We start from the raw sequence: 18,639 nt of genomic DNA on the forward strand, positions 1-18,639 counted from the left end.
CCGAAGCAACAGCATCGGGACTTAAAATAATTACCTTTTTTGGTGGAATTACTTCTTAGCGTAACGAGTTTTAAATTTATCGATACGACCAGCAGTATCTACCAACTTCATTTTACCAGTATAGAAAGGGTGTGAAGTGTGTGAAATCTCTAATTTGTAAAGAGGATATTCGTTACCATCTTCCCACTGAATTGATTCTTTAGTATCTACACAAGATTTAGTTAGAAAAGAATATTCGTTTGACATATCTTTAAATACTACAAATCTATAGTTTGATGGATGCAGATCTTTTTTCATAATGTTTATATATTATTATATTTCCTTATTTCTCGCTTATTTTTAAGGTTGCAAATATCCTAAAATTATTTTTCATTAGCAAGTAAGTGTGGAAAAATTATCTACTATACTTTTTCCGGGTTTCAATTTTCTCTTTTTGCCTTGCCAAATAGGCATCAGCGATGACTTCAGCAGAGGGCAGCTCAGAATTACTGATCAGCAGTTGCTTCAATTTATCCTCATTTACATCTGTACGGTACAATATATTCATCATTTTGGAGATGTCATTGTCCAGCAGATAGGCAAAAGCCTGTACCAGTCTTTCTCTTAACAAAGCTTCCGATACTAAATCCTCAATCTCAAAATCCCGGCTGATGATGGTACTTAACGATTTCAGGTCTTCCATTATTCCGTTTTTATTTCCTGACACAATTCTACCAGGACTCCGTTTGTTCCTTTTGGATGCAGGAAACAAACCAGCTTATTGTCGGCCCCTTTTTTAGGCTGCTCATTTAATAAGGTAAAGCCTTCTCCCCTCAGCCGCTCCATTTCTGCCTGAATGTCTTCCACATCAAAAGCAATGTGATGAATTCCCTCCCCTCTTTTTTCCAGGAACTTCGCAATCGGACTGTCCTCGTTTGTAGCAGCCAACAATTCGATCTTGTTTTCTCCGGTTTTGAAAAAAGCGGCATTCACCCCTTCTGAAGCCACCTCTTCTTTTTTATAGCAAGCGGTATTTAATAACTTTTCGTAAAGATCGCAGGATAAATCCAGGTCCTTTACGGCAATACCTATATGCTCAATCTTCCTCATATTTGTTTAAACGGTTAGAAAAATGTAAAAATGCATGTTTTAACTATACGGTCATAGCTATTATTTATTATTGTTGGCATTCTTTTTTCGTACCTTTGTGTATTAATAAGAATAAATATATACGATGGAACTTCCTATTTACTTAGATAACAATGCGACTACTCCTCTTGATCCAAGGGTTTTAGAAGCGATGCTACCATATTTCACCAGCAAATTTGGTAATGCTGCCAGCCGTAACCATGCTTTTGGATGGGTTGCTGAAGAAGGTGTTGACTACGCCCGTGAACAGGCCGCAAAACTGATTGGCTGTACTGAAAAAGAAATCATCTTTACCTCAGGCGCAACAGAAGCAGACAATTTAGGTATCAAAGGGGTTTTTGAAATGTACTCAGATAAAGGTAATCATATCATTACCGCGACTACTGAACATAAAGCTGTTTTAGATACTTGTAAACACCTGGAGAAATTAGGTGCTAAAGTAACTTACCTGAAAGTGAAAGAAGATGGATTGATCGATCTTCAGGAACTGGAAGCAGCAATGACAGAACAAACGATCTTAGTCACCATCATGTATGGTAACAATGAGATCGGTGTGGTTCAGCCTGTTAAAGAAATCTCTGCAATTGCACATAAATTCGGTGCCTTATTCATGACAGATGCAACACAGGCTGTAGGAAAGATTCCTGTAGATGTAAATGCAGACGGAATTGACTTAATGGCTTTCTCTGCACACAAAATGTACGGACCTAAAGGTGTTGGTGTATTATATGTACGTCGTAAAAACCCAAGGGTTAAAGTAACCGCACAGATTGACGGTGGTGGTCATGAGCGTGGCATGCGCTCAGGAACGTTAAATGTACCTGGAATCGTTGGTTTAGGTAAAGCATGTGAGCTTTGTCGTCTGGAAATGGACGAAGAAGCAAAACGCTTATCTAAATTGAGAGATAAACTGGAAGCTTCATTGAGCCAGATGGAAGAAAGCTATGTAAATGGTAACGTAGAACACCGTTTACCACATGTAGCGAACATCTCCTTTAAATATGTAGAAGGTGAAGGCCTGATGATGGCGATGAAAGACTTGGCGGTATCTTCAGGTTCAGCTTGTACTTCAGCTTCACTGGAACCTTCTTATGTGTTAAAAAGCTTAGGTCTTTCGGATGATTTAGCACACTCTTCTATCCGTTTCGGATTGGGTCGTTTTACGACTGAAGAAGAAATTGATTATGCTATTGAGAATACTAAAAAAGCAGTTAACCACCTGAGAGATCTTTCTCCACTGTGGGAAATGTTTAAAGAAGGAATTGACTTAAGCAAAATTGAATGGGCAGAGCACTAAGCTTTACCCTTAAATAAACAACATTAAAATCAATCCCTCTGACCAGGGATGTGGAGGAAAAACAAAATGGCATACTCAGAAAAAGTAATGGAACACTATACCAACCCCAGAAATGTTGGTACTTTAAATAAAGATAGCAAATCTGTTGGAACAGGATTAGTTGGCGCACCTGAGTGCGGTGACGTGATGCGCCTTCAGATTGAAGTAGATGAGAACAATGTAATTACAGATGCTAAATTCAAAACCTTTGGTTGCGGATCTGCAATTGCTTCTTCTTCTTTAGCTACAGAATGGTTAAAAGGAAAAACTGTGGACGAAGCGTTAACCATTGACAATATGGATATCGTGGAAGAACTGGCTTTACCTCCGGTAAAAATCCACTGTTCTGTATTGGCAGAAGATGCGATCAAATCAGCAATCAACGATTACCGTGTTAAAAATGGTATGGAGCCGATTGCAATGCCAAAATCTCATCACTAGTTTTTTATCAGATTTTAGTTTGGTATAACATTTGAATTATCATTCCTGAAATTAAATTTTATAAAAGATGATTACGATAACCGATAAAGCGAAAAGCAAAATTGATCACCTGATGCAGGATTCGCATCTTGATGAAAAATATTTTTTGCGCGTCTCTGTTAAAGGTGGAGGCTGCTCAGGTTTATCATACAATTTAGATTTTGATAACGAAGAGAAACCCGGAGATCAGTTTTTTGAAGACCGAGGAATAAGGATCGCATTAGACATGAAATCCTTCCTATATCTTGCAGGTACTGAACTTGACTTTACAGATGGTTTAAACGGAAAGGGATTTAACTTCAATAATCCCAATGCAAGCCGCTCTTGCGGTTGCGGCGAAAGCTTTTCAGTTTAACTGATAAACCTTATTTATTTTAAAGGGCACAATAGTGCCCTTTTTTCATTTCCAAAGAAAAAAGTTTATCATTGTCCCTCCAATCAAACAAAACAAATCAATATGGTATTATTCAATGAGTTTTCTACTATCCCAAGCCTCTTGAGAAATGTGGTGGAAAACATCCATAAACCAGAGGAAACCTTTCTTATTCATAAGAAGAATACGGAATGGGAAGAAATCTCCTTTGGGAAAACACTTGAACACGCTGATGCTGTAGCCACATTTTTCCTCAACAAAGGAATCGTAAAGGGCGACAGGATGGGATTAATGATCGAAAATTCACCGGAATATGTGTTTTACGATCAGGGCATTCAACAGATTGGAGCCATTAATGTTTCCATCTATCCCACCCTATCCGAACATGAGGTAGAATACATCATCAACGACTCAGGAATCAAAGCCATATTAATAGGCAATCCTTTTCTCTATAAAAAGATCGTTAAAATTGCAGGAAACTGCAGACAACTGTTATACATCATCCCCGTTTTTCCGGAGTATCAGAAGATTGCTTTACCGGAAGACCTGAAAGCGGAGATCATTCCTTTTTCCGAAGTACTGGAACATCCGGTAAATGACGAAAACCGATCAGAAATTACACGTTTACGCATGGCTTTAAGCCCTTCGGATATCTCCTCCCTGATCTATACTTCGGGCACCACAGGAACACCAAAGGGAGTGATGTTATCGCATTATAACTTTGTTGAAAACGTAAGGGCCTGCCTGGAGCAGATCACAGTGATCAACGAAACAGACACATTTTTATCCTTCCTACCGTTGTCTCATGTATTTGAGCGTACTGCAACCTATCATGTATGTTGTGCTCAGGGTTGTAAAATCGCCTACGCCCAAAGCCTGGAATTGCTGGCAAAAAACATGGGAGAGATCAAACCTACAGTGATGAGCTGTGTTCCCCGTTTACTGGAAAGGATTCATGATAAAGCCATCAAAAGCGGAACTGCTGAAGGTGGCCTAAAAGCGAAGATTTTCCTTTGGGCACTGGAAACCGGACAGGAATACCGCAGACAGAAAGAAGCAGGTAAAAATCCCGGAATCATCCTATCCGGCAAAAAGGCAATTGCCGAGAAACTGGTATTCAGCAAGATCAAAGAAAAAACCGGTGGAAGGCTAAAATTCATGCTTTCCGGCGGAGCAGCGCTTCCGAAAAATGTAGGCGAGTTTTTTGGTAACCTGGGAATTAAAGTACTGGAAGGATTCGGATTAACGGAAACTTCTCCGGTAATGGCGGTGACAGAATACGACAGACAGGTCTATGGAACTGTTGGCCGCGTAATTCCGGGAATAGAGATTGGTATCCAAAATGTAGAAACAAAAGAAATACTGAGCATTCAGACACACGAAACATTCAAGGAAGACTATGAATGTGAAGAAGGAGAAATCATTGTTCGCGGTCATTGCGTCATGCAGGGATATTTCAATAAACCTGCAGAAACTGCGGAAGCGATAGACAAACACGACTGGTTCCATACCGGAGATATTGGCCGCTTCTTTAAAGGAAACCTGCAGATTACAGACCGCCTGAAAAATATGATCGTCAATGCTTATGGTAAAAATGTATACCCTACCCCGGTAGAGAACATTTACCTGAAAAGTCTTAAGATTGACCAGCTGTTTTTAATTGGTGACAAAAGAGAATACCTGACTGCTTTCATTATTCCGAATAAGGAAAACCTGCAGGAGGAATTTAAACTTCCGGAATCGTTTTTCCAGAAACCTGATTTGTTTATAGAAGATAAAGAGATTGTGGAATGGATCGGAAAAGACATTAAAAAGCTGTCTAATGACCTGGCGAAATTTGAACGCATCAAGAACTTCAAGATCAAAAGAAACCCTTTTAGCATTGAGGAAGGTGAAATGACACCAACCTTGAAGATAAAAAGAAAGGTTGTTGAGAAAAAGTATGCCGCTAACATTGATGAAATGTATGCGGAATCTGTGGAAGCGGATTAAACACCATTCTATCTATACCCTTTCTTATCATCAGCACAATCAGATATTAAAAAAGGATGTACAGAGCCTGTGAAAAATGGTGATTGTACATCTTTTTTTTAAAACATATGTTGTATTAATACAACATATATTTTATTTATATCCATATAATAAATATTAAAATATATAAAAACACTTCAAATCGCTATTTTTGCGTAAACACTAAAAACTGTGTTGAATCAATAACACAACAAACATTTTCCGGCGAGATGCCGGACAGATCACATATATGAGTACAGGACTATCAGAACAAGAGTTATTGCGCAGAAATTCGCTAAATCAACTCCGTGAATTAGGGATTGATCCCTACCCTGCTGAAGCATTTGAAATCAATGCGAATGCGGCAGATATTTTAGCTAACTACGAAAGAGATAAAACAGCTTATAAGAATATCAGCATTGCAGGCCGTATCATGACCCGTAGAATTATGGGAAGTGCTTCCTTTGTAGAATTACAGGACTCCACAGGCAGAATCCAGGTTTATCTGAAAAGAGACGACCTATGCCCTGATGAGGATAAGACCTTGTACAATACTGTATTTAAGAAGTTATTAGATCTTGGCGACTTTATCGGTGTAAAAGGTTATGTTTTCACCACTCAGACAGGCGAAATCTCTCTTCACGTGACTGAATTTAAATTATTGTCTAAATCCTTAAAACCTTTACCAGTGGTAAAACGTGATGAGGAAGGAAATATTTACGATGGTTTTACTGATCCGGAAATGCGCTACAGACAGCGTTATGTGGATCTTACGGTAAACCCTGGGTTCAAACAAATCTTCATCAACCGTTCCAAAGTGATCAATACCATGAGGAACTACTTTGATGAGCAGGGATGGATGGAAGTGGAAACACCGATCCTTCAGCCGATCCATGGTGGTGCTGCTGCGCGTCCTTTCGCTACGCATCACAATACCCTGGATATGCCATTATACCTTCGTATCGCCAACGAATTATACCTGAAAAGATTAATCGTAGCTGGTTTCGACGGTGTGTATGAGTTCGGTAAAATGTTCAGAAATGAAGGTATGGACCGTACACATAATCCGGAATTTACTTCCATGGAGATCTATGTAGCCTATAAAGATTATATCTGGATGATGGCGATGGTAGAAGAGTGCCTGGAGAAAATCACCCTGGCAATTCATGGAAAAGCGGCAATTGAAGTGGGTAAACATACCATCAACTTTGAAGGTCCTTATGAAAAACTAACCATGTATGAGTCGATCCAGAAATACACTGGCATTGATGTTTCTGCCATGACAGAAGACGAAATCAAAGACGTTTGCAAAAGTCTGAACATCGAAGTTGATGCTTCTATGGGCAGAGGTAAACTGATTGATGAATTATTTAGTGAGAAAGTAGAAGCTAACCTGATTCAGCCAACTTACATCACGGATTATCCTCTGGAAATGACCCCTCTTGCTAAAAAACACAGAAGCAAAGAAGGTCTGGTAGAGAGATTCGAATTATTTGTAAACGGAAAAGAAATCGCAAACGCTTATTCTGAGCTGAACGATCCGATTGATCAGAAAGAACGTCTGGAAGATCAGTTAAAACTGGCTGCAAGAGGTGATGATGAAGCCATGGCCATGGATGATGATTTTATCCGTGCGCTGGAATACGGAATGCCTCCAACCTCAGGTTTAGGAATCGGAATCGACAGACTCGTAATGTTGATGACCAACCAGTCGACCATTCAGGAAGTATTGTTCTTCCCTCAGATGAGACCGGAGAAAAAAGCAAAAGTAACTACTGATGAAGATTTCGTGAATGCCGGAATTCCTGCAGAATGGGTTCAGGTGATCAGAAAGATGAACATCAATACGATTGAAGAGTTAAAAGCAGCCAATCCGAATAAAGTTTTCAATGACCTTGGTGGCATGCGCAAGAAAATGAAGTTAGAATTAACCATGCCTTCAAAAGAGGACGTAACTACCTGGTTTTCTTAACAAACTGATAACAAAAATTTAAAGGCTTGCTACAAATAATGTAGCAAGCCTTTTTTATTTTTAGACATATTTAAATCACCCAAAATTATGAACAGTTCAAGTTTAGAAATAACCGAAAAAGAATACTGCATCAAGTTAAGCAAAGATGCCTTTGACCTGACCCTGATCCGTCAGCTGATCACCAGAATCCAATCCGAGCAATTGTTCTTCAGCAAGAAGAAGGATTATATGGAAGATGACATCATCAGCAGAACTACACGCGATAGCATTGAGAATTTCGACAGATTGAGTGAAAAATAAAAAGCCACATTTGCATGTGGCTTTTATTTAATTTTTTGATGTTATCTGTATCTTACTTGTTGTTGTCTATCCATCATTCCCATCTGATCTTTCATCTGTTTGATCTGATCGGCAAGTAATTTATTCTTATCGGCTTTCTTCGCTTCTGTCAGGTACATCTGCGCTTCTCTCTTGTTTCTCTTTCCCATTGCAATTCCTGCAAGGCTTAATTTAGCCAATGCAATATTGTGGTCCATTGTCATTCCTAATGAAAGTGCTTTCTTGAAGTATTTCTCGGAAGCCATAGGTGCTTTTCTGGATTCAATCAAACCGATCAACAGGTTATAATAACCGTGTTGGGTTCTGATCAATTGTTTTTCATAGTTGGTAATCCTGTTCAGAAAAACTTCTGATTTAGGCATGTTATCTTTTCTCAGATACCATTGCGCAAGCAACATATTCTCATTGAAGAAATAAGTCACCAAAATTAAAATACTTATGAAAAATGCTAAAATTCCCCATCCCCATAAACCGAAGACCATCAGGGCTATTGCCCCTCCTAACACTGCAAAACCTAAAATAAGGCGAACTATATTTGGCATATTCCTTTTAAATTATTTTTTGCAAATATCGTGTTTATATAACAAAAAGTAGATTTAAAGTTATAATTTCAACAAAAAAAGGAAGGAGCGCTGACCTCTTTAAACAAGGAAAGCGATTATAGATCGCGATAAGCCCTTATTCTATGAAAAAACAACAGATTACCATGAAAAAATTAATCAGCGCTGTACTATTACTATTCGCCATGAATGCCAGTTCACAAGAAATCAATAAGAAATTTAAGGATGATGCAGGCAATGTGCTTGGATTGATCAACACCTGTACCAGAGAAGGTTTAAATGCCATTCCGGAAATGAAAAGCAGGTACGAGGTAGAATATCCGAACTACCAACCGGACAGTGCTACCTTAAAAGCCTTAAAACCACTGCTGAAAGGAAAGAAAATCACCATTGTGATGGGTACATGGTGTGGTGACAGTCATTTACAGGTTCCCCATTTTTACAAAATCCTGGATGCCCTGAAGGTTTCCGAAAAAGAAACCACACTCATTTGTGTAGACCGCAGCAAAAAAGCAGAAAACGGACTGATAGACCAATTGAACATTTTACACGTGCCGACCTTTATCTTCACAGAAAAAGGAAAAGAAATCGGCCGCATTATAGAATCTCCAAGGGAAACCCTGGAAAAAGATATGTTGAGTATCTTAGCAAAAAAATAATTTTATGCCTGTTGATTTAGATAAAAGCTGGGTGAAAGCCCTGGACGGTGAGTTTGATAAAGCATACATGAAAGCTTTAAAAGCATTCTTACTGGAAGAAAAAGAAAACGGATATACCATTTATCCTAAAGGTGCAGACATTTTTAATGCACTGAACCATACTCCTTTTGAGAAGGTAAAAGTGGTGATTTTGGGGCAGGATCCCTATCATGGTGTCGGACAAGCACATGGCTTATCCTTCTCTGTACAAAAAGGAATGACCATCCCTCCCTCTTTAAAGAACATTTACAAAGAATTAATGGAAGACGTTCCTGGTTTCCAGATCCCTTCGCATGGAAATCTGACCCAATGGGCAGATCAGGGGGTATTGCTGCTGAATGCAACCCTGACCGTAAGGGCACAAACTGCTGGCTCTCATCAGGGAAAAGGCTGGGAAAATTTTACAGATAAGGTCATCACCGAATTATCTGCTCAAAGAGAAGGCTTGATTTTTATCCTTTGGGGAAGGTATGCACAAAACAAAGCGGCACTGATTGATACCAGTAAGCATACTATTCTTACTGCCGCTCATCCCTCTCCTTTCTCTGCTTACAATGGATTCTTTGGAAGTAAACATTTCTCTAAAACAAATGCAAAACTAATTGAGGAAGGCAAAGCCCCGATCGACTGGCAAATCAGTTAAAATAACAAATCAGCTAAAAAAAATAAGGGGGTTGTATCAAACAACCCCCTTATTTATAAATCAAAAGAGAGATTTTCCCTCCTCAAAATCAACTTAATACTCCAAAGGAACAATCGGTTCTTTTTTCGTTGTAGACATGATCATCATCGTCTGAAAAGTTTTCACTACAGAGATCTTACTGATCTTATCCATGATCAAACGCTCGTAAGCTTTGATATCATTCACGTATACTTTTAACAGAAAATCTGCCTGACCGGTTACATGGTGGCATTCGGTAATCTCCTTGATCTGATTCACCTCATCAAGAAAGATCTGGATGGTATTGTTCTTATGAAAGTCCAGTTGAACCTGGATAAAAGTTTTGATGCCTAAGCCCAGCTTCTCCTCATCCACCAAAGCGTGATAACTCTTTATAAAACCAGACATTTCCAGTTTACGTACCCGCTCTAAAGTCGGTGCCGGAGAGAGTCCAATCTCCTGAGACAGTAGTAAATTGGTAATCCTACCATTCTCCTGTAGTAATTTAAGTATTTTAAAGTCTGTTTTATCTAATTCTGCTGCCATCTGTGTTTTAAAATATGGCCAAAGGTAGGCTATCAATGTGCAATTCACCAAATTTTATTCTAATAATCGTGTAAATAATTATAGTTTATTTCTCTTTATTTTTTTAGATTTGTCTAAATATTTAGTTAGATACACAAAAATGCAATCATTCACTGAAGAGAACTACCTGAAGATCATCTATCACTTATCAGAAAACAATGACCAGGCGGTACAAACCAATGCCATCGCTGAAAAAATGCAGACGAAAGCTGCTTCAGTAACAGACATGATTAAAAAGCTCGCCGATAAACAACTGATAGACTATAAAAAATATCAGGGTGTCCGTTTAACAGATACCGGAAAGCGCGCTGCCATCAATATCGTCCGGAAACACCGCCTCTGGGAAGTCTTTCTGGTAGAAAAACTAAATTTCAAATGGGATGAGGTGCATGATATCGCAGAAGAACTGGAACACATCAACTCTGCCGAACTGGTAGAACGTCTGGATGAATTCCTCTCTTTTCCAAAAAATGATCCTCATGGTGATCCTATTCCGGATAAAGACGGAAAATTTGATGCCATTCCATTCGTCAAACTGGGTAAACTTAAAGCAGGAGATCAGGGCCTGATCATGGGGGTCAGTGAACACTCCTCCGCATTTTTAAAACACCTGGAAAAACTAGGGCTTACCCTGGGAAAAACATTAACATTAACCACCATTACAGATTTTGACGGTTCGGTAGAAATCATCGTCGAAGGCAAAAAAATCAGCGTAACCAGGGAAGTAGCCAAACACATACTCATCAGGATTTAATATGAAGCATTCCGAATCATTAAGCGAAGTAAATCAAAGTGTAGACACCAGTAAACGAACCGGATGGCGACGTATATTATCTTTCATTGGCCCGGCCTACCTGGTCAGTGTGGGCTATATGGATCCGGGAAACTGGGCAACAGACATTGCAGGCGGAAGTAAATTCGGTTATCAGCTGATCTGGATTTTACTCATGTCCAACCTCATTGCCTTGTTGTTGCAGTCGCTGAGCGCAAGACTGGGAATTGTACGCGGACTCGATCTGGCACAGGCTTCCAGAAATGCTTATCCGAAATGGATCAACATCCCTTTATTTGGACTGGCCCAAACCGCCATCATTGCCTGCGACCTTGCAGAGATCATCGGAATGGCCATTGGTTTACAACTCTTATTTGACCTTCCGCTGATCTGGGGAATCAGTGTCACCATTTTTGACACCGTTTTACTCCTCTTCCTCCTCAACAAAGGAATGCGCAAAATGGAAGCTTTCATTGTTTCCATGGTCTTTATCGTGGGCCTCTCCTTTCTGGTAGAGATGTTCATTGTAGAACCTTCCTTAAAAGAAATTGTGAAAGGCTTTGAACCTTCTATGTTATCAGGAGATGCCTTATATATTGCCATCGGGATCATCGGGGCAACGGTAATGCCACATAACCTATACCTGCATTCTTCCCTGGTTCAGACCAGAAAGTTTGAAAGGGATCAAAAGGGGATTAAAGAGGCTATCAAATTTAATTTTATTGATACTGCTGTAGCACTGAATCTTGCTTTTTTTGTCAATGCAGCGATCTTGATTCTTGCCGCAGCCGCATTTTATAAAAACGGATTACATGAAGTTGCAGAGATTCAGGATGCCCATAAATTGCTTCAGAACATCTTTGGAAATGTAGCGCCTGCCCTCTTTGCCATTGCCTTAATTGCCGCCGGACAAAGCTCTACCGTTACCGGAACACTTGCCGGACAGATCGTGATGGAAGGTCATTTAAATTTGAGGATCCAACCTTGGTTGCGTCGTCTGATCACCCGTTTGCTGGCCATTATCCCTGCATTCTTTACCATTCTATATTTTGGCGACAGTGCCCTTGGAGGACTCCTGATCCTGAGCCAGGTGGTACTCAGTTTACAATTAGGTTTTGCCGTGATCCCATTGATCCATTTTACCTCGGATAAAAAAACCATGAAAGGTTTTGCCATCAAACCATGGGTAAAAGTATTGGCATGGATCAGTTCCCTGATGATCGTTGCCTTAAACGTAAAACTGGTGATAGAAGAGATTGCAACATGGTCCAGTTCCGGAGGTTGGTATCTATACGTAATTGTCATTCCGGCAGCCATTCTGATCGGCTTATTGCTACTTTATGTATTCGTCTATCCAATGCTCAGCACTAAAAAAGAAGGGCATAACAATGTCCCTCATGGAAATGCCCTGGATATTGGAAGTGTAGAAAAAATCAATTACACCCGCATAGGAATCACAGTTGATTTCTCTAAAAACGACCGGAACACCATCCGTCATGCCCTCCTTCAGGGTGGTAAACACGCCGATTACTACCTGATCCATGTGGTAGAAACTGCCGCAGCAAGGTATCATGGTAAGTCAGTAATGGATTATGAAACGCAAAGCGATGCTGAGAATCTGGAAAAATACCAAAACAACCTGAAAGAACTCGGCTATAATGCGACCGCTCATATTGGTTATGGAGGTACAGTAACGGCAATTGTAGAGATCAGCAAGCAAAATAACCTGGAATTACTCGTGATGGGTGCTCACGGGCATCAGGGCTTAAAAGACCTTATTTTGGGAACCACCGTTAACTCTGTAAGGCATAAAGTAACTATTCCGGTATTAATTGTCCGATAAAATTCAGAAATCCCTATTTCTTTCGGATATTAGCGCTATTCTTATCAAACCTGAACTCAATTCAGGTTTGATAATTGCTTTGAACCCATCAGCAGATGAATTGATCAAGGCCGAAACAACAACATTACAGATGAAGAACGATATCCAGATTAAAAATAAAAGAGCCTACTTTGATTACCATATTGTTGAGGAATTTAATGCCGGACTAGCCCTGTTGGGTACGGAGATTAAAGCGATCAGACAAGGTAAAGCCAATATGTCCGATGCCTTTTGCATGTTCATAGGTGAGGTCCTTTACGTAAGAAACTTACACATTTCCGAATATAGCCACAGCTCTTTTCACCATCACGACATTAAGCGCGACCGGATTTTGCTGCTCCATAAAAAGGAACTGAAGAAACTGAAAGCAAAAAGTGAAGAAAAGGGATATACGATTGTTCCTTTAAGGATCTATACGAACGAAAGAGGCTTTGCGAAAATCCAGATTGCTTTGGCACAGGGTAAGAAAGAATTCGACAAAAGAGACAGCATCAAAGACAGGGAATCCAAAAGAGAAATGGATCGGGCAATGAAGTTTTAACTTACCAGGCCTGATCCCCTACTAAAGGCACAAAACGAAAAGTGTCGAGTTCTATCCGCTCATAATCCGTTTCGCTAACCCGGATCACAGTGACCATCTTCTGCGAATGTTCATCTCCGACAGGGATCACCAGAATACCTCCTACTTTCAGTTGCTTGAGCAGGATTTCAGGAACAAAAGGTGCACCTGCAGTAACGATGATTTTATCGTAAGGCGCATACTCAGCAATACCTTTAGAACCATCCCCAAAGAAAAAATTGGCATTGTATCCCATTCCCGGTAACACCCGGATGGTATGCCTGTAGATACTTTCCTGGCGTTCTATTGTATATACATTAGCACCCAGTTCCATTAAAATGCAGGTTTGATAGCCCGATCCGGTACCGATCTCCAATACTTTATCTCCCTTTTTAATGTGGAGCAGTTCACTTTGGTAAGCAACAGTATAAGGCTGAGAAATCGTTTGGCCATCTCCTATCGGGAAAGCAATATCCTTATAAGCCTGGTTCCAGAAGGTTTCATCGAAGAAAAAATGACGCGGCACTTTTCCGATTGCATTCAGCACATCTTTATCGGTGATGCCCCTGCCTTCAAGATGAGCAACTAATTTTTTTCTCGCTCCCCGCTCTCTGTAATTGTCTACAAACTTATATGCCATTTATTCAAAAATAGGTTTTTGAAATCTAATCCTCTCATATAATTGAAGGCAAAATTCTAATCCTCACAGTATCAATCGCTATAAAACTAGTAGGGATCAACATCCACCTGAACAATTGCACTCCTGTAATCTTTTTGCGATTGGAAATGCAAAATCACCTCTTTCAGCACAGATTTAACTTTTGTAATTGCGGTGTTTTTATCACTTTTAATGATGATCTGTTTGATGTAATAATTCCTGATCCGGCCCACCATCGGCTGCTCCGGTCCAAGAACACGGTTCCCAAGCTGAGTCCTTAAAGCTGTTGCAAATTGCTGTGCAGCCACATTCAACACGTTCATGTCCTTATGCTTAATGTTTACGAAGATCAACCGGGTAAAAGGCGGGTAATGAAACTCCCTTCTTTCCCTGATTTCATCCGTATACATGTCCTGGTATTTGTTCTCAATCACCTGTCCGATGATGCGGTGTTTATCATCATAAGCCTGAATGATCACCTTCCCTTGTTTATCCCTTCTTCCGGCCCTTCCGGCAACCTGTGCCAGCAACTGATAACTTCTTTCAAAGGCCCTGAAATCAGGATAATTCAAAAGGGTATCCGCATTGATCACCCCAATCAGGGTCACATTGTCAAAATCCAGTCCTTTAGCCACCATTTGCGTTCCAATCAGGATATCTGTTTTTTTCTCCTGAAAATCGGAAATGATCTGTTGTAATCCATTCCTTGTTCTCGTGCTGTCTACATCTAAACGGGCAATCTTCGCATCGGGAAAGATCAGGCTCAGCTCTTCTTCTACGCGTTCTGTTCCGAAACCTTTCTGCTCAATATGTACCGAACCACAGGCCGGACAAACATTGATGCTGCTCTGGTGATAACCACAATAATGACAATGCAGCTTTCCACTCGTTTTATGATAAGTCAGACTCACATCACAGTTTACACATTTAGGCGCATAACCGCAGGTCGCACAAATCAGAATCGTTGCATATCCTCTTCTGTTTTGGAACAGGATCACCTGCTCTTTAAGTTGCAGGGTGGCCTCTATCTCATCTACCAGCTTATTGGAAAAATAAGAAACCATCTTTTTCTTTTTGGTTTCTTCCGCAATGCTGATGACTTCCTGAACGGGTAGTTCTACCCCTCCAAATCGCTCGCTCATCGTCACCAGTCCGTATTTCTGGTGCAAGGCATTGAAATAGCTTTCAATGGAAGGTGTGGCAGAACCCAATACAATTTTTGCTTTATGCAGCCAGGCCAGGTATACCGCCGCATCCCTTGCCTGATAACGTGGGGCAGGTTCCTGCTGCTTATAGGAAGATTCATGTTCTTCATCAACCACGATCAGCTTTAAATCCTGAAAAGGTAAAAACACGGCCGATCGGGCTCCCAAAACGATTCTGTATTTACCATTTAATACTTTGTTCCAGATCTCTACACGTTCATTGTTATTGAACTTGGAATGATATACCCCGATCGCATCTCCAAAATAACGTTGTATACGTTCTACAATCTGTGTCGTCAGCGCGATCTCCGGCAACAGGAAAAGAACTTGTCCTCCTTTTTCAATTGCCTTCTCAATCAGCTTAATATAAACCTGTGTTTTACCTGAGGCCGTCACCCCATGCAGTAAAACCACATCTTTCTGTTCAAATTCGGTTTCAATTTGTGTCAGCGCCTCTTGCTGGCTCCCGCTCAATTCAAAGTTCAGCACGAAATCATCGTCCTGTTCTTTCAACCTGCTCACCGGCTTCTTCTCTATCACAAAAATCTCTTTATTCAGAAGCGTTTTAAGCGTACTCTGGCCACAACCGCTCTCTTCGATAAGCTGATGTTTAGGAATCACACTTTGTTGCTTGGAAAGCTTTAAAAACGCAAGCAAAACATTCATTTGTTTAGGTACACCTTCCAGCAAAGAAAACAACTGTTTCAGGTTTTCTTCTTCATGATAAAAAGGATGCAGGCTGACAAATGATTTGAGCAGCGGTTTATATTTCTCTACCACCTCCTCAGCGATATAAACCATTTCCTTATCGAGTAAGGTATTGATGATCGGATATACCGTTTTCTGACCTAAAAGTGCCGAAACCTGATCGATCGTCAGGCGGTTATGAATTTTTAAAGCATTGATCAGCACTTCCTGTTTGGCAGTCAGCACCTCTCCATCCTGCGGAAATTCTTCCTTCAGCACAATGATCGTTTCACTCGCCAGTTTTAAGCCGGCCGGCAATGCAGCAGACATCACTTCGCCTTCATTGCAAAGGTAATACCCCGTCATCCAATCCCAGAATTCCAGTTGGGAAGTCGTGATCACCGGATGTTCGTCCACTACATCAATAATATATTTTGCCTGGTATACTTCAGGGGCATTGTGACTGATGCTCTTGATTAATGCTGTATAAATCTTATTTTTTCCGAATTGCACCACCACACGTTTTCCTATAGCAACCTGAGCATTCAGGTCGAAGGGAACCCTGTAAATATAATTTTTGGCCAGAGATAAGGGCAGGATCACCTCTATAAACAGGGTTTCCCTTTCTTCGAATTCCAATTGGTCAGCATCCATCATTATTTATTTTTTGAAGCGGCCATAAATAAACTCAACCAGCCCAGGATAAATAACAATCCACCTATAGGGGTTACAGGACCAATAAAACGACCAAAAGCAATCTGGGTAATCTCTCTGGTTGCCAGCAGGTAAAGTGATCCTGAAAACAGGATAATTCCAAAGCTGAAGAACCAGTAGGCCATTTTAATCAGCTTAGGCTGATTCAGGCTAAGCTGTGAAAGGAACAATAAAGCGAAAGTATGATAAAACTGGTATTCCACTCCCTTGCTCCAGATCTCCAAAGCGTCCGGGCTGACCTGACTCTTTAAACCATGGGCGCCAAAGGCTCCCAATACTACAGCGGTTAATCCAAATAAAGATGCGGTTAAAATAATACGTCTGTTCATCATAAAATCGGCTTTTTTAATCCTCCAAAATTAAGAAACTTGGTTGCATTTTCTTAGTAATACCAACTTATTAAATTAAATTTGTAGTAACGACAATGAAAAAGATCCTCTTTAGCATAATTATTCTCCTGACGGCCATTGTTACCATGGCTTACTTATATTTTTCAAAACTAAACACCGCACATGCCAGTTCAGACCTCAGTCTTTATGCAGCGGTCAGTAAGTCTGGATTTGTATTTTCTTTTGAGAATGACAAAAGCATTCTTGACATCTTCAAAGGACAGGACAGTTTTGAGGAAATCATCGGAGCAGACAAGGCAAAGGAAATGCAATCTTTAAAAACCTTCCTGCTCTCTTCTCCAGGAATTAACAAACTATTCCATAAGCAAACGATCTACCTGAGTTTCATTCCGGAGGCAAAAGAGATCAACTATTTGCTCAGCACGCAAAGCGAAACAAAAATTAACAACCACCAGTTGTTTCAGGTCTTAAAATCCAGAAATATCCTGTTGGATAAAGACAATGCCAGCAACACCACCAAAATCACGCTTCCCGATAGTACCGTATTTTATCTGGGCGTAAAAGATCAGTTGGTCCTGCTTTCCAATACCCTGAAACCAGTCAAAGAACTGTTATCGAAAACATTTGATAAAAAAGACGATAAGTTTGTGGCCTATATTAAGTCGGGCAGTAAACTCTCTAAAAATAGCCTTGCCCAACTGTACCTGGATTTCAACAGAATTCCTACAGTCCTGAAAACAATTATGCCGGGAAAATTAACAGGAGAACTGGCAGTCCTTAATCATCAGAATGCCTTCGCCCTGCTCAGCTATAATTTCAGTAAGGAAAGGGTTTTATTTACAGGAACGACGCATACAAATGACCCTCATAGTTATTACCAATTATTTTCTGAGACTCCTCCGCAAAAGATCACCATCAATACGATCCTTCCTGAGCAAACAGCCAACTATAACCTCTATGCAGTAGACAATTATGCCAACTGGAGAAAAAAACTGGACCAATGGTTTACCTATCATAAAGAAGATAAGAAAAGAGCGAAGCTGATTGAAGACATCAACCAGAAATACCATTTAAATCTGGAAGCGCTTTTCCCTAAATATTTCAGGAATCAGTTCCTGAATTTTCAATTGAGCAATACCGAAAAATTGGGAGCTATCAACCTGACAAACGGAGATAAACTCAATCAGCTGCTCCTTGATTTGTCTGAGAACTATTCTGATGACATCAAACAGTTTAAAGAAGCGGATATTTTGTATGCCTATTTTGGAATGCCTTTTAAAGATTATAAAAAACCTTACTACCTGATCATCGATAATTACCTTGTTTTTTCTAATCATGCAGGTCCTTTACAGGGCTTTTTAAACGACTACAGGAATAATAAGCTACTGATCAACACCCATAGTTATACGAATGTCAACAACCAGCTGCCAAATAATTCAAACATCAATTTCTATGTAGATCATCAAAATTCTACTGAGCTGCTGAACAAAAACATTTACCTTCCTTACCTGAAACACCTCCAATCTGAAAAGGGATTAAAGCAATACGAAGCCTTTGTATATCAGCTAAGTGGAGATAACGGAACCTTTCAAAGTAACATTCTATTAAGCAAACCATTGGTTATTGAAAAAGATTTTTAATTTTTTCACCATAAATCATTTATAATCATC

The 18,639-nt window shown here is 40.0% G+C and carries 20 protein-coding genes; 12 read left to right on the forward strand and 8 right to left on the reverse strand.

Going from position 1 to position 18,639, the window contains the following annotated elements:
* Window positions 1-48: 48 nt before the first annotated feature.
* The 3 genes from BUC20_RS19900 to mce form a co-directional block, all read right to left on the reverse strand.
* Window positions 49-297, reverse strand: coding sequence for a type B 50S ribosomal protein L31 (locus BUC20_RS19900; RefSeq protein WP_069377557.1), 249 nt, complete (start codon window positions 295-297; stop codon window positions 49-51).
* Between the two features lie 97 nt (window positions 298-394).
* Window positions 395-682, reverse strand: a complete 288-nt coding sequence (locus BUC20_RS19905; protein ID WP_073232848.1) for a hypothetical protein — start codon at window positions 680-682, stop codon at window positions 395-397.
* Window positions 682-1,089: a methylmalonyl-CoA epimerase gene (gene mce / locus BUC20_RS19910; RefSeq protein ID WP_073232849.1), complete on the reverse strand. Its 408-nt coding sequence runs from the start codon at window positions 1,087-1,089 to the stop codon at window positions 682-684. The genes BUC20_RS19905 and mce overlap by 1 nt, the downstream gene beginning before the upstream one ends.
* Before the next feature lie 124 nt (window positions 1,090-1,213).
* Here mce and BUC20_RS19915 point away from each other — a divergent pair, with 124 nt between their 5' ends.
* From BUC20_RS19915 to BUC20_RS19940, 6 genes are all read left to right on the forward strand, one after another.
* The gene (locus BUC20_RS19915; RefSeq protein ID WP_073232850.1) at window positions 1,214-2,425 is read left to right on the forward strand and encodes an IscS subfamily cysteine desulfurase; all 1,212 of its coding nucleotides are present in this window, start codon (window positions 1,214-1,216) and stop codon (window positions 2,423-2,425) included.
* 66 nt (window positions 2,426-2,491) lie between these two features.
* Window positions 2,492-2,905: a Fe-S cluster assembly scaffold IscU gene (gene iscU, locus BUC20_RS19920; RefSeq protein WP_037445199.1), complete on the forward strand. Its 414-nt coding sequence runs from the start codon at window positions 2,492-2,494 to the stop codon at window positions 2,903-2,905.
* A gap of 67 nt (window positions 2,906-2,972) precedes the next feature.
* Entirely contained in the window at window positions 2,973-3,299 is a 327-nt protein-coding gene (locus tag BUC20_RS19925; protein ID WP_073232851.1) for a HesB/IscA family protein, read from the forward strand.
* A gap of 102 nt (window positions 3,300-3,401) precedes the next feature.
* Window positions 3,402-5,309, forward strand: a complete 1,908-nt coding sequence (locus BUC20_RS19930) for an AMP-dependent synthetase/ligase (protein ID WP_073232852.1) — start codon at window positions 3,402-3,404, stop codon at window positions 5,307-5,309.
* Window positions 5,310-5,577: 268 nt separating this feature from the next.
* The gene (gene lysS / locus BUC20_RS19935; RefSeq protein WP_073232853.1) at window positions 5,578-7,299 is read left to right on the forward strand and encodes a lysine--tRNA ligase; all 1,722 of its coding nucleotides are present in this window, start codon (window positions 5,578-5,580) and stop codon (window positions 7,297-7,299) included.
* A gap of 87 nt (window positions 7,300-7,386) precedes the next feature.
* Window positions 7,387-7,599, forward strand: coding sequence for a hypothetical protein (locus tag BUC20_RS19940; protein WP_073232854.1), 213 nt, complete (start codon window positions 7,387-7,389; stop codon window positions 7,597-7,599).
* A gap of 41 nt (window positions 7,600-7,640) precedes the next feature.
* Here the strand turns inward: BUC20_RS19940 and BUC20_RS19945 are convergent, their stop codons facing one another.
* A complete protein-coding gene (locus tag BUC20_RS19945; protein WP_073232855.1) occupies window positions 7,641-8,180 on the reverse strand; it encodes a hypothetical protein in 540 nt (179 codons plus the stop codon).
* A gap of 164 nt (window positions 8,181-8,344) precedes the next feature.
* Between BUC20_RS19945 and BUC20_RS19950 the strand changes: the two genes are divergently transcribed.
* On the forward strand, window positions 8,345-8,857 hold the full coding sequence (locus BUC20_RS19950) for a thioredoxin family protein (protein WP_073233889.1): 513 nt from the start codon (window positions 8,345-8,347) through the stop codon (window positions 8,855-8,857).
* 4 nt (window positions 8,858-8,861) lie between these two features.
* Window positions 8,862-9,539 carry a uracil-DNA glycosylase gene (ung, locus tag BUC20_RS19955; protein ID WP_073232856.1) on the forward strand — a complete coding sequence of 226 codons (678 nt, stop codon included), beginning with the start codon at window positions 8,862-8,864 and terminating at the stop codon, window positions 9,537-9,539.
* 93 nt (window positions 9,540-9,632) lie between these two features.
* On the opposite strand, the gene BUC20_RS19960 is transcribed toward ung, so the two are convergent.
* Entirely contained in the window at window positions 9,633-10,103 is a 471-nt protein-coding gene (locus BUC20_RS19960; RefSeq protein WP_048906633.1) for an Lrp/AsnC family transcriptional regulator, read from the reverse strand.
* A 139-nt stretch (window positions 10,104-10,242) separates the two neighbouring features.
* On the opposite strand from BUC20_RS19960, the gene BUC20_RS19965 reads away from it, so the two are divergent.
* The 3 genes from BUC20_RS19965 to smpB all read left to right on the forward strand — a co-directional run bounded on the left by BUC20_RS19965 (window position 10,243) and on the right by smpB (window position 13,337).
* Complete coding sequence (locus tag BUC20_RS19965; protein WP_073232857.1) at window positions 10,243-10,896, forward strand: metal-dependent transcriptional regulator; 654 nt, start codon at window positions 10,243-10,245, stop codon at window positions 10,894-10,896.
* A 1-nt stretch (window position 10,897) separates the two neighbouring features.
* Complete coding sequence (locus BUC20_RS19970) at window positions 10,898-12,757, forward strand: Nramp family divalent metal transporter (RefSeq protein ID WP_073232858.1); 1,860 nt, start codon at window positions 10,898-10,900, stop codon at window positions 12,755-12,757.
* A 130-nt stretch (window positions 12,758-12,887) separates the two neighbouring features.
* The gene (smpB, locus tag BUC20_RS19975; protein ID WP_073233891.1) at window positions 12,888-13,337 is read left to right on the forward strand and encodes an SsrA-binding protein SmpB; all 450 of its coding nucleotides are present in this window, start codon (window positions 12,888-12,890) and stop codon (window positions 13,335-13,337) included.
* Between the two features lies 1 nt (window position 13,338).
* Here smpB and BUC20_RS19980 read toward each other — a convergent pair whose 3' ends face one another.
* The 3 genes from BUC20_RS19980 to BUC20_RS19990 form a co-directional block, all read right to left on the reverse strand.
* On the reverse strand, window positions 13,339-13,995 hold the full coding sequence (locus tag BUC20_RS19980) for a protein-L-isoaspartate(D-aspartate) O-methyltransferase (protein WP_073232859.1): 657 nt from the start codon (window positions 13,993-13,995) through the stop codon (window positions 13,339-13,341).
* Window positions 13,996-14,081: 86 nt separating this feature from the next.
* Window positions 14,082-16,559, reverse strand: a complete 2,478-nt coding sequence (priA, locus tag BUC20_RS19985) for a replication restart helicase PriA (RefSeq protein WP_084529216.1) — start codon at window positions 16,557-16,559, stop codon at window positions 14,082-14,084.
* 2 nt (window positions 16,560-16,561) lie between these two features.
* Window positions 16,562-16,951 carry a DUF423 domain-containing protein gene (locus BUC20_RS19990; RefSeq protein WP_317042802.1) on the reverse strand — a complete coding sequence of 130 codons (390 nt, stop codon included), beginning with the start codon at window positions 16,949-16,951 and terminating at the stop codon, window positions 16,562-16,564.
* A 92-nt stretch (window positions 16,952-17,043) separates the two neighbouring features.
* Between BUC20_RS19990 and BUC20_RS19995 the strand changes: the two genes are divergently transcribed.
* Window positions 17,044-18,609: a hypothetical protein gene (locus BUC20_RS19995; RefSeq protein WP_073232861.1), complete on the forward strand. Its 1,566-nt coding sequence runs from the start codon at window positions 17,044-17,046 to the stop codon at window positions 18,607-18,609.
* Window positions 18,610-18,639: the final 30 nt, after the last annotated feature.

Source organism: Pedobacter caeni (genome assembly GCF_900129215.1).
GTDB classification, from domain to species: domain Bacteria; phylum Bacteroidota; class Bacteroidia; order Sphingobacteriales; family Sphingobacteriaceae; genus Pedobacter; species Pedobacter caeni.

Excerpts from the sequence above, each read along its gene's own strand:
- BUC20_RS19900 (WP_069377557.1), bottom strand. The coding sequence starts at position 297 with ATGAAAAAAGATCTGCATCCATCAAACTATAGATTTGTAGTATTTAAA.
- BUC20_RS19905 (WP_073232848.1), bottom strand. The coding sequence starts at position 682 with ATGGAAGACCTGAAATCGTTAAGTACCATCATCAGCCGGGATTTTGAG.
- mce (WP_073232849.1), bottom strand. The coding sequence starts at position 1,089 with ATGAGGAAGATTGAGCATATAGGTATTGCCGTAAAGGACCTGGATTTA.
- BUC20_RS19915 (WP_073232850.1), top strand. The coding sequence starts at position 1,214 with ATGGAACTTCCTATTTACTTAGATAACAATGCGACTACTCCTCTTGAT.
- iscU (WP_037445199.1), top strand. The coding sequence starts at position 2,492 with ATGGCATACTCAGAAAAAGTAATGGAACACTATACCAACCCCAGAAAT.
- BUC20_RS19925 (WP_073232851.1), top strand. The coding sequence starts at position 2,973 with ATGATTACGATAACCGATAAAGCGAAAAGCAAAATTGATCACCTGATG.
- BUC20_RS19930 (WP_073232852.1), top strand. The coding sequence starts at position 3,402 with ATGGTATTATTCAATGAGTTTTCTACTATCCCAAGCCTCTTGAGAAAT.
- lysS (WP_073232853.1), top strand. The coding sequence starts at position 5,578 with ATGAGTACAGGACTATCAGAACAAGAGTTATTGCGCAGAAATTCGCTA.
- BUC20_RS19940 (WP_073232854.1), top strand. The coding sequence starts at position 7,387 with ATGAACAGTTCAAGTTTAGAAATAACCGAAAAAGAATACTGCATCAAG.
- BUC20_RS19945 (WP_073232855.1), bottom strand. The coding sequence starts at position 8,180 with ATGCCAAATATAGTTCGCCTTATTTTAGGTTTTGCAGTGTTAGGAGGG.
- BUC20_RS19950 (WP_073233889.1), top strand. The coding sequence starts at position 8,345 with ATGAAAAAATTAATCAGCGCTGTACTATTACTATTCGCCATGAATGCC.
- ung (WP_073232856.1), top strand. The coding sequence starts at position 8,862 with ATGCCTGTTGATTTAGATAAAAGCTGGGTGAAAGCCCTGGACGGTGAG.
- BUC20_RS19960 (WP_048906633.1), bottom strand. The coding sequence starts at position 10,103 with ATGGCAGCAGAATTAGATAAAACAGACTTTAAAATACTTAAATTACTA.
- BUC20_RS19965 (WP_073232857.1), top strand. The coding sequence starts at position 10,243 with ATGCAATCATTCACTGAAGAGAACTACCTGAAGATCATCTATCACTTA.
- BUC20_RS19970 (WP_073232858.1), top strand. The coding sequence starts at position 10,898 with ATGAAGCATTCCGAATCATTAAGCGAAGTAAATCAAAGTGTAGACACC.
- smpB (WP_073233891.1), top strand. The coding sequence starts at position 12,888 with ATGAAGAACGATATCCAGATTAAAAATAAAAGAGCCTACTTTGATTAC.
- BUC20_RS19980 (WP_073232859.1), bottom strand. The coding sequence starts at position 13,995 with ATGGCATATAAGTTTGTAGACAATTACAGAGAGCGGGGAGCGAGAAAA.
- priA (WP_084529216.1), bottom strand. The coding sequence starts at position 16,559 with ATGGATGCTGACCAATTGGAATTCGAAGAAAGGGAAACCCTGTTTATA.
- BUC20_RS19990 (WP_317042802.1), bottom strand. The coding sequence starts at position 16,951 with ATGATGAACAGACGTATTATTTTAACCGCATCTTTATTTGGATTAACC.
- BUC20_RS19995 (WP_073232861.1), top strand. The coding sequence starts at position 17,044 with ATGAAAAAGATCCTCTTTAGCATAATTATTCTCCTGACGGCCATTGTT.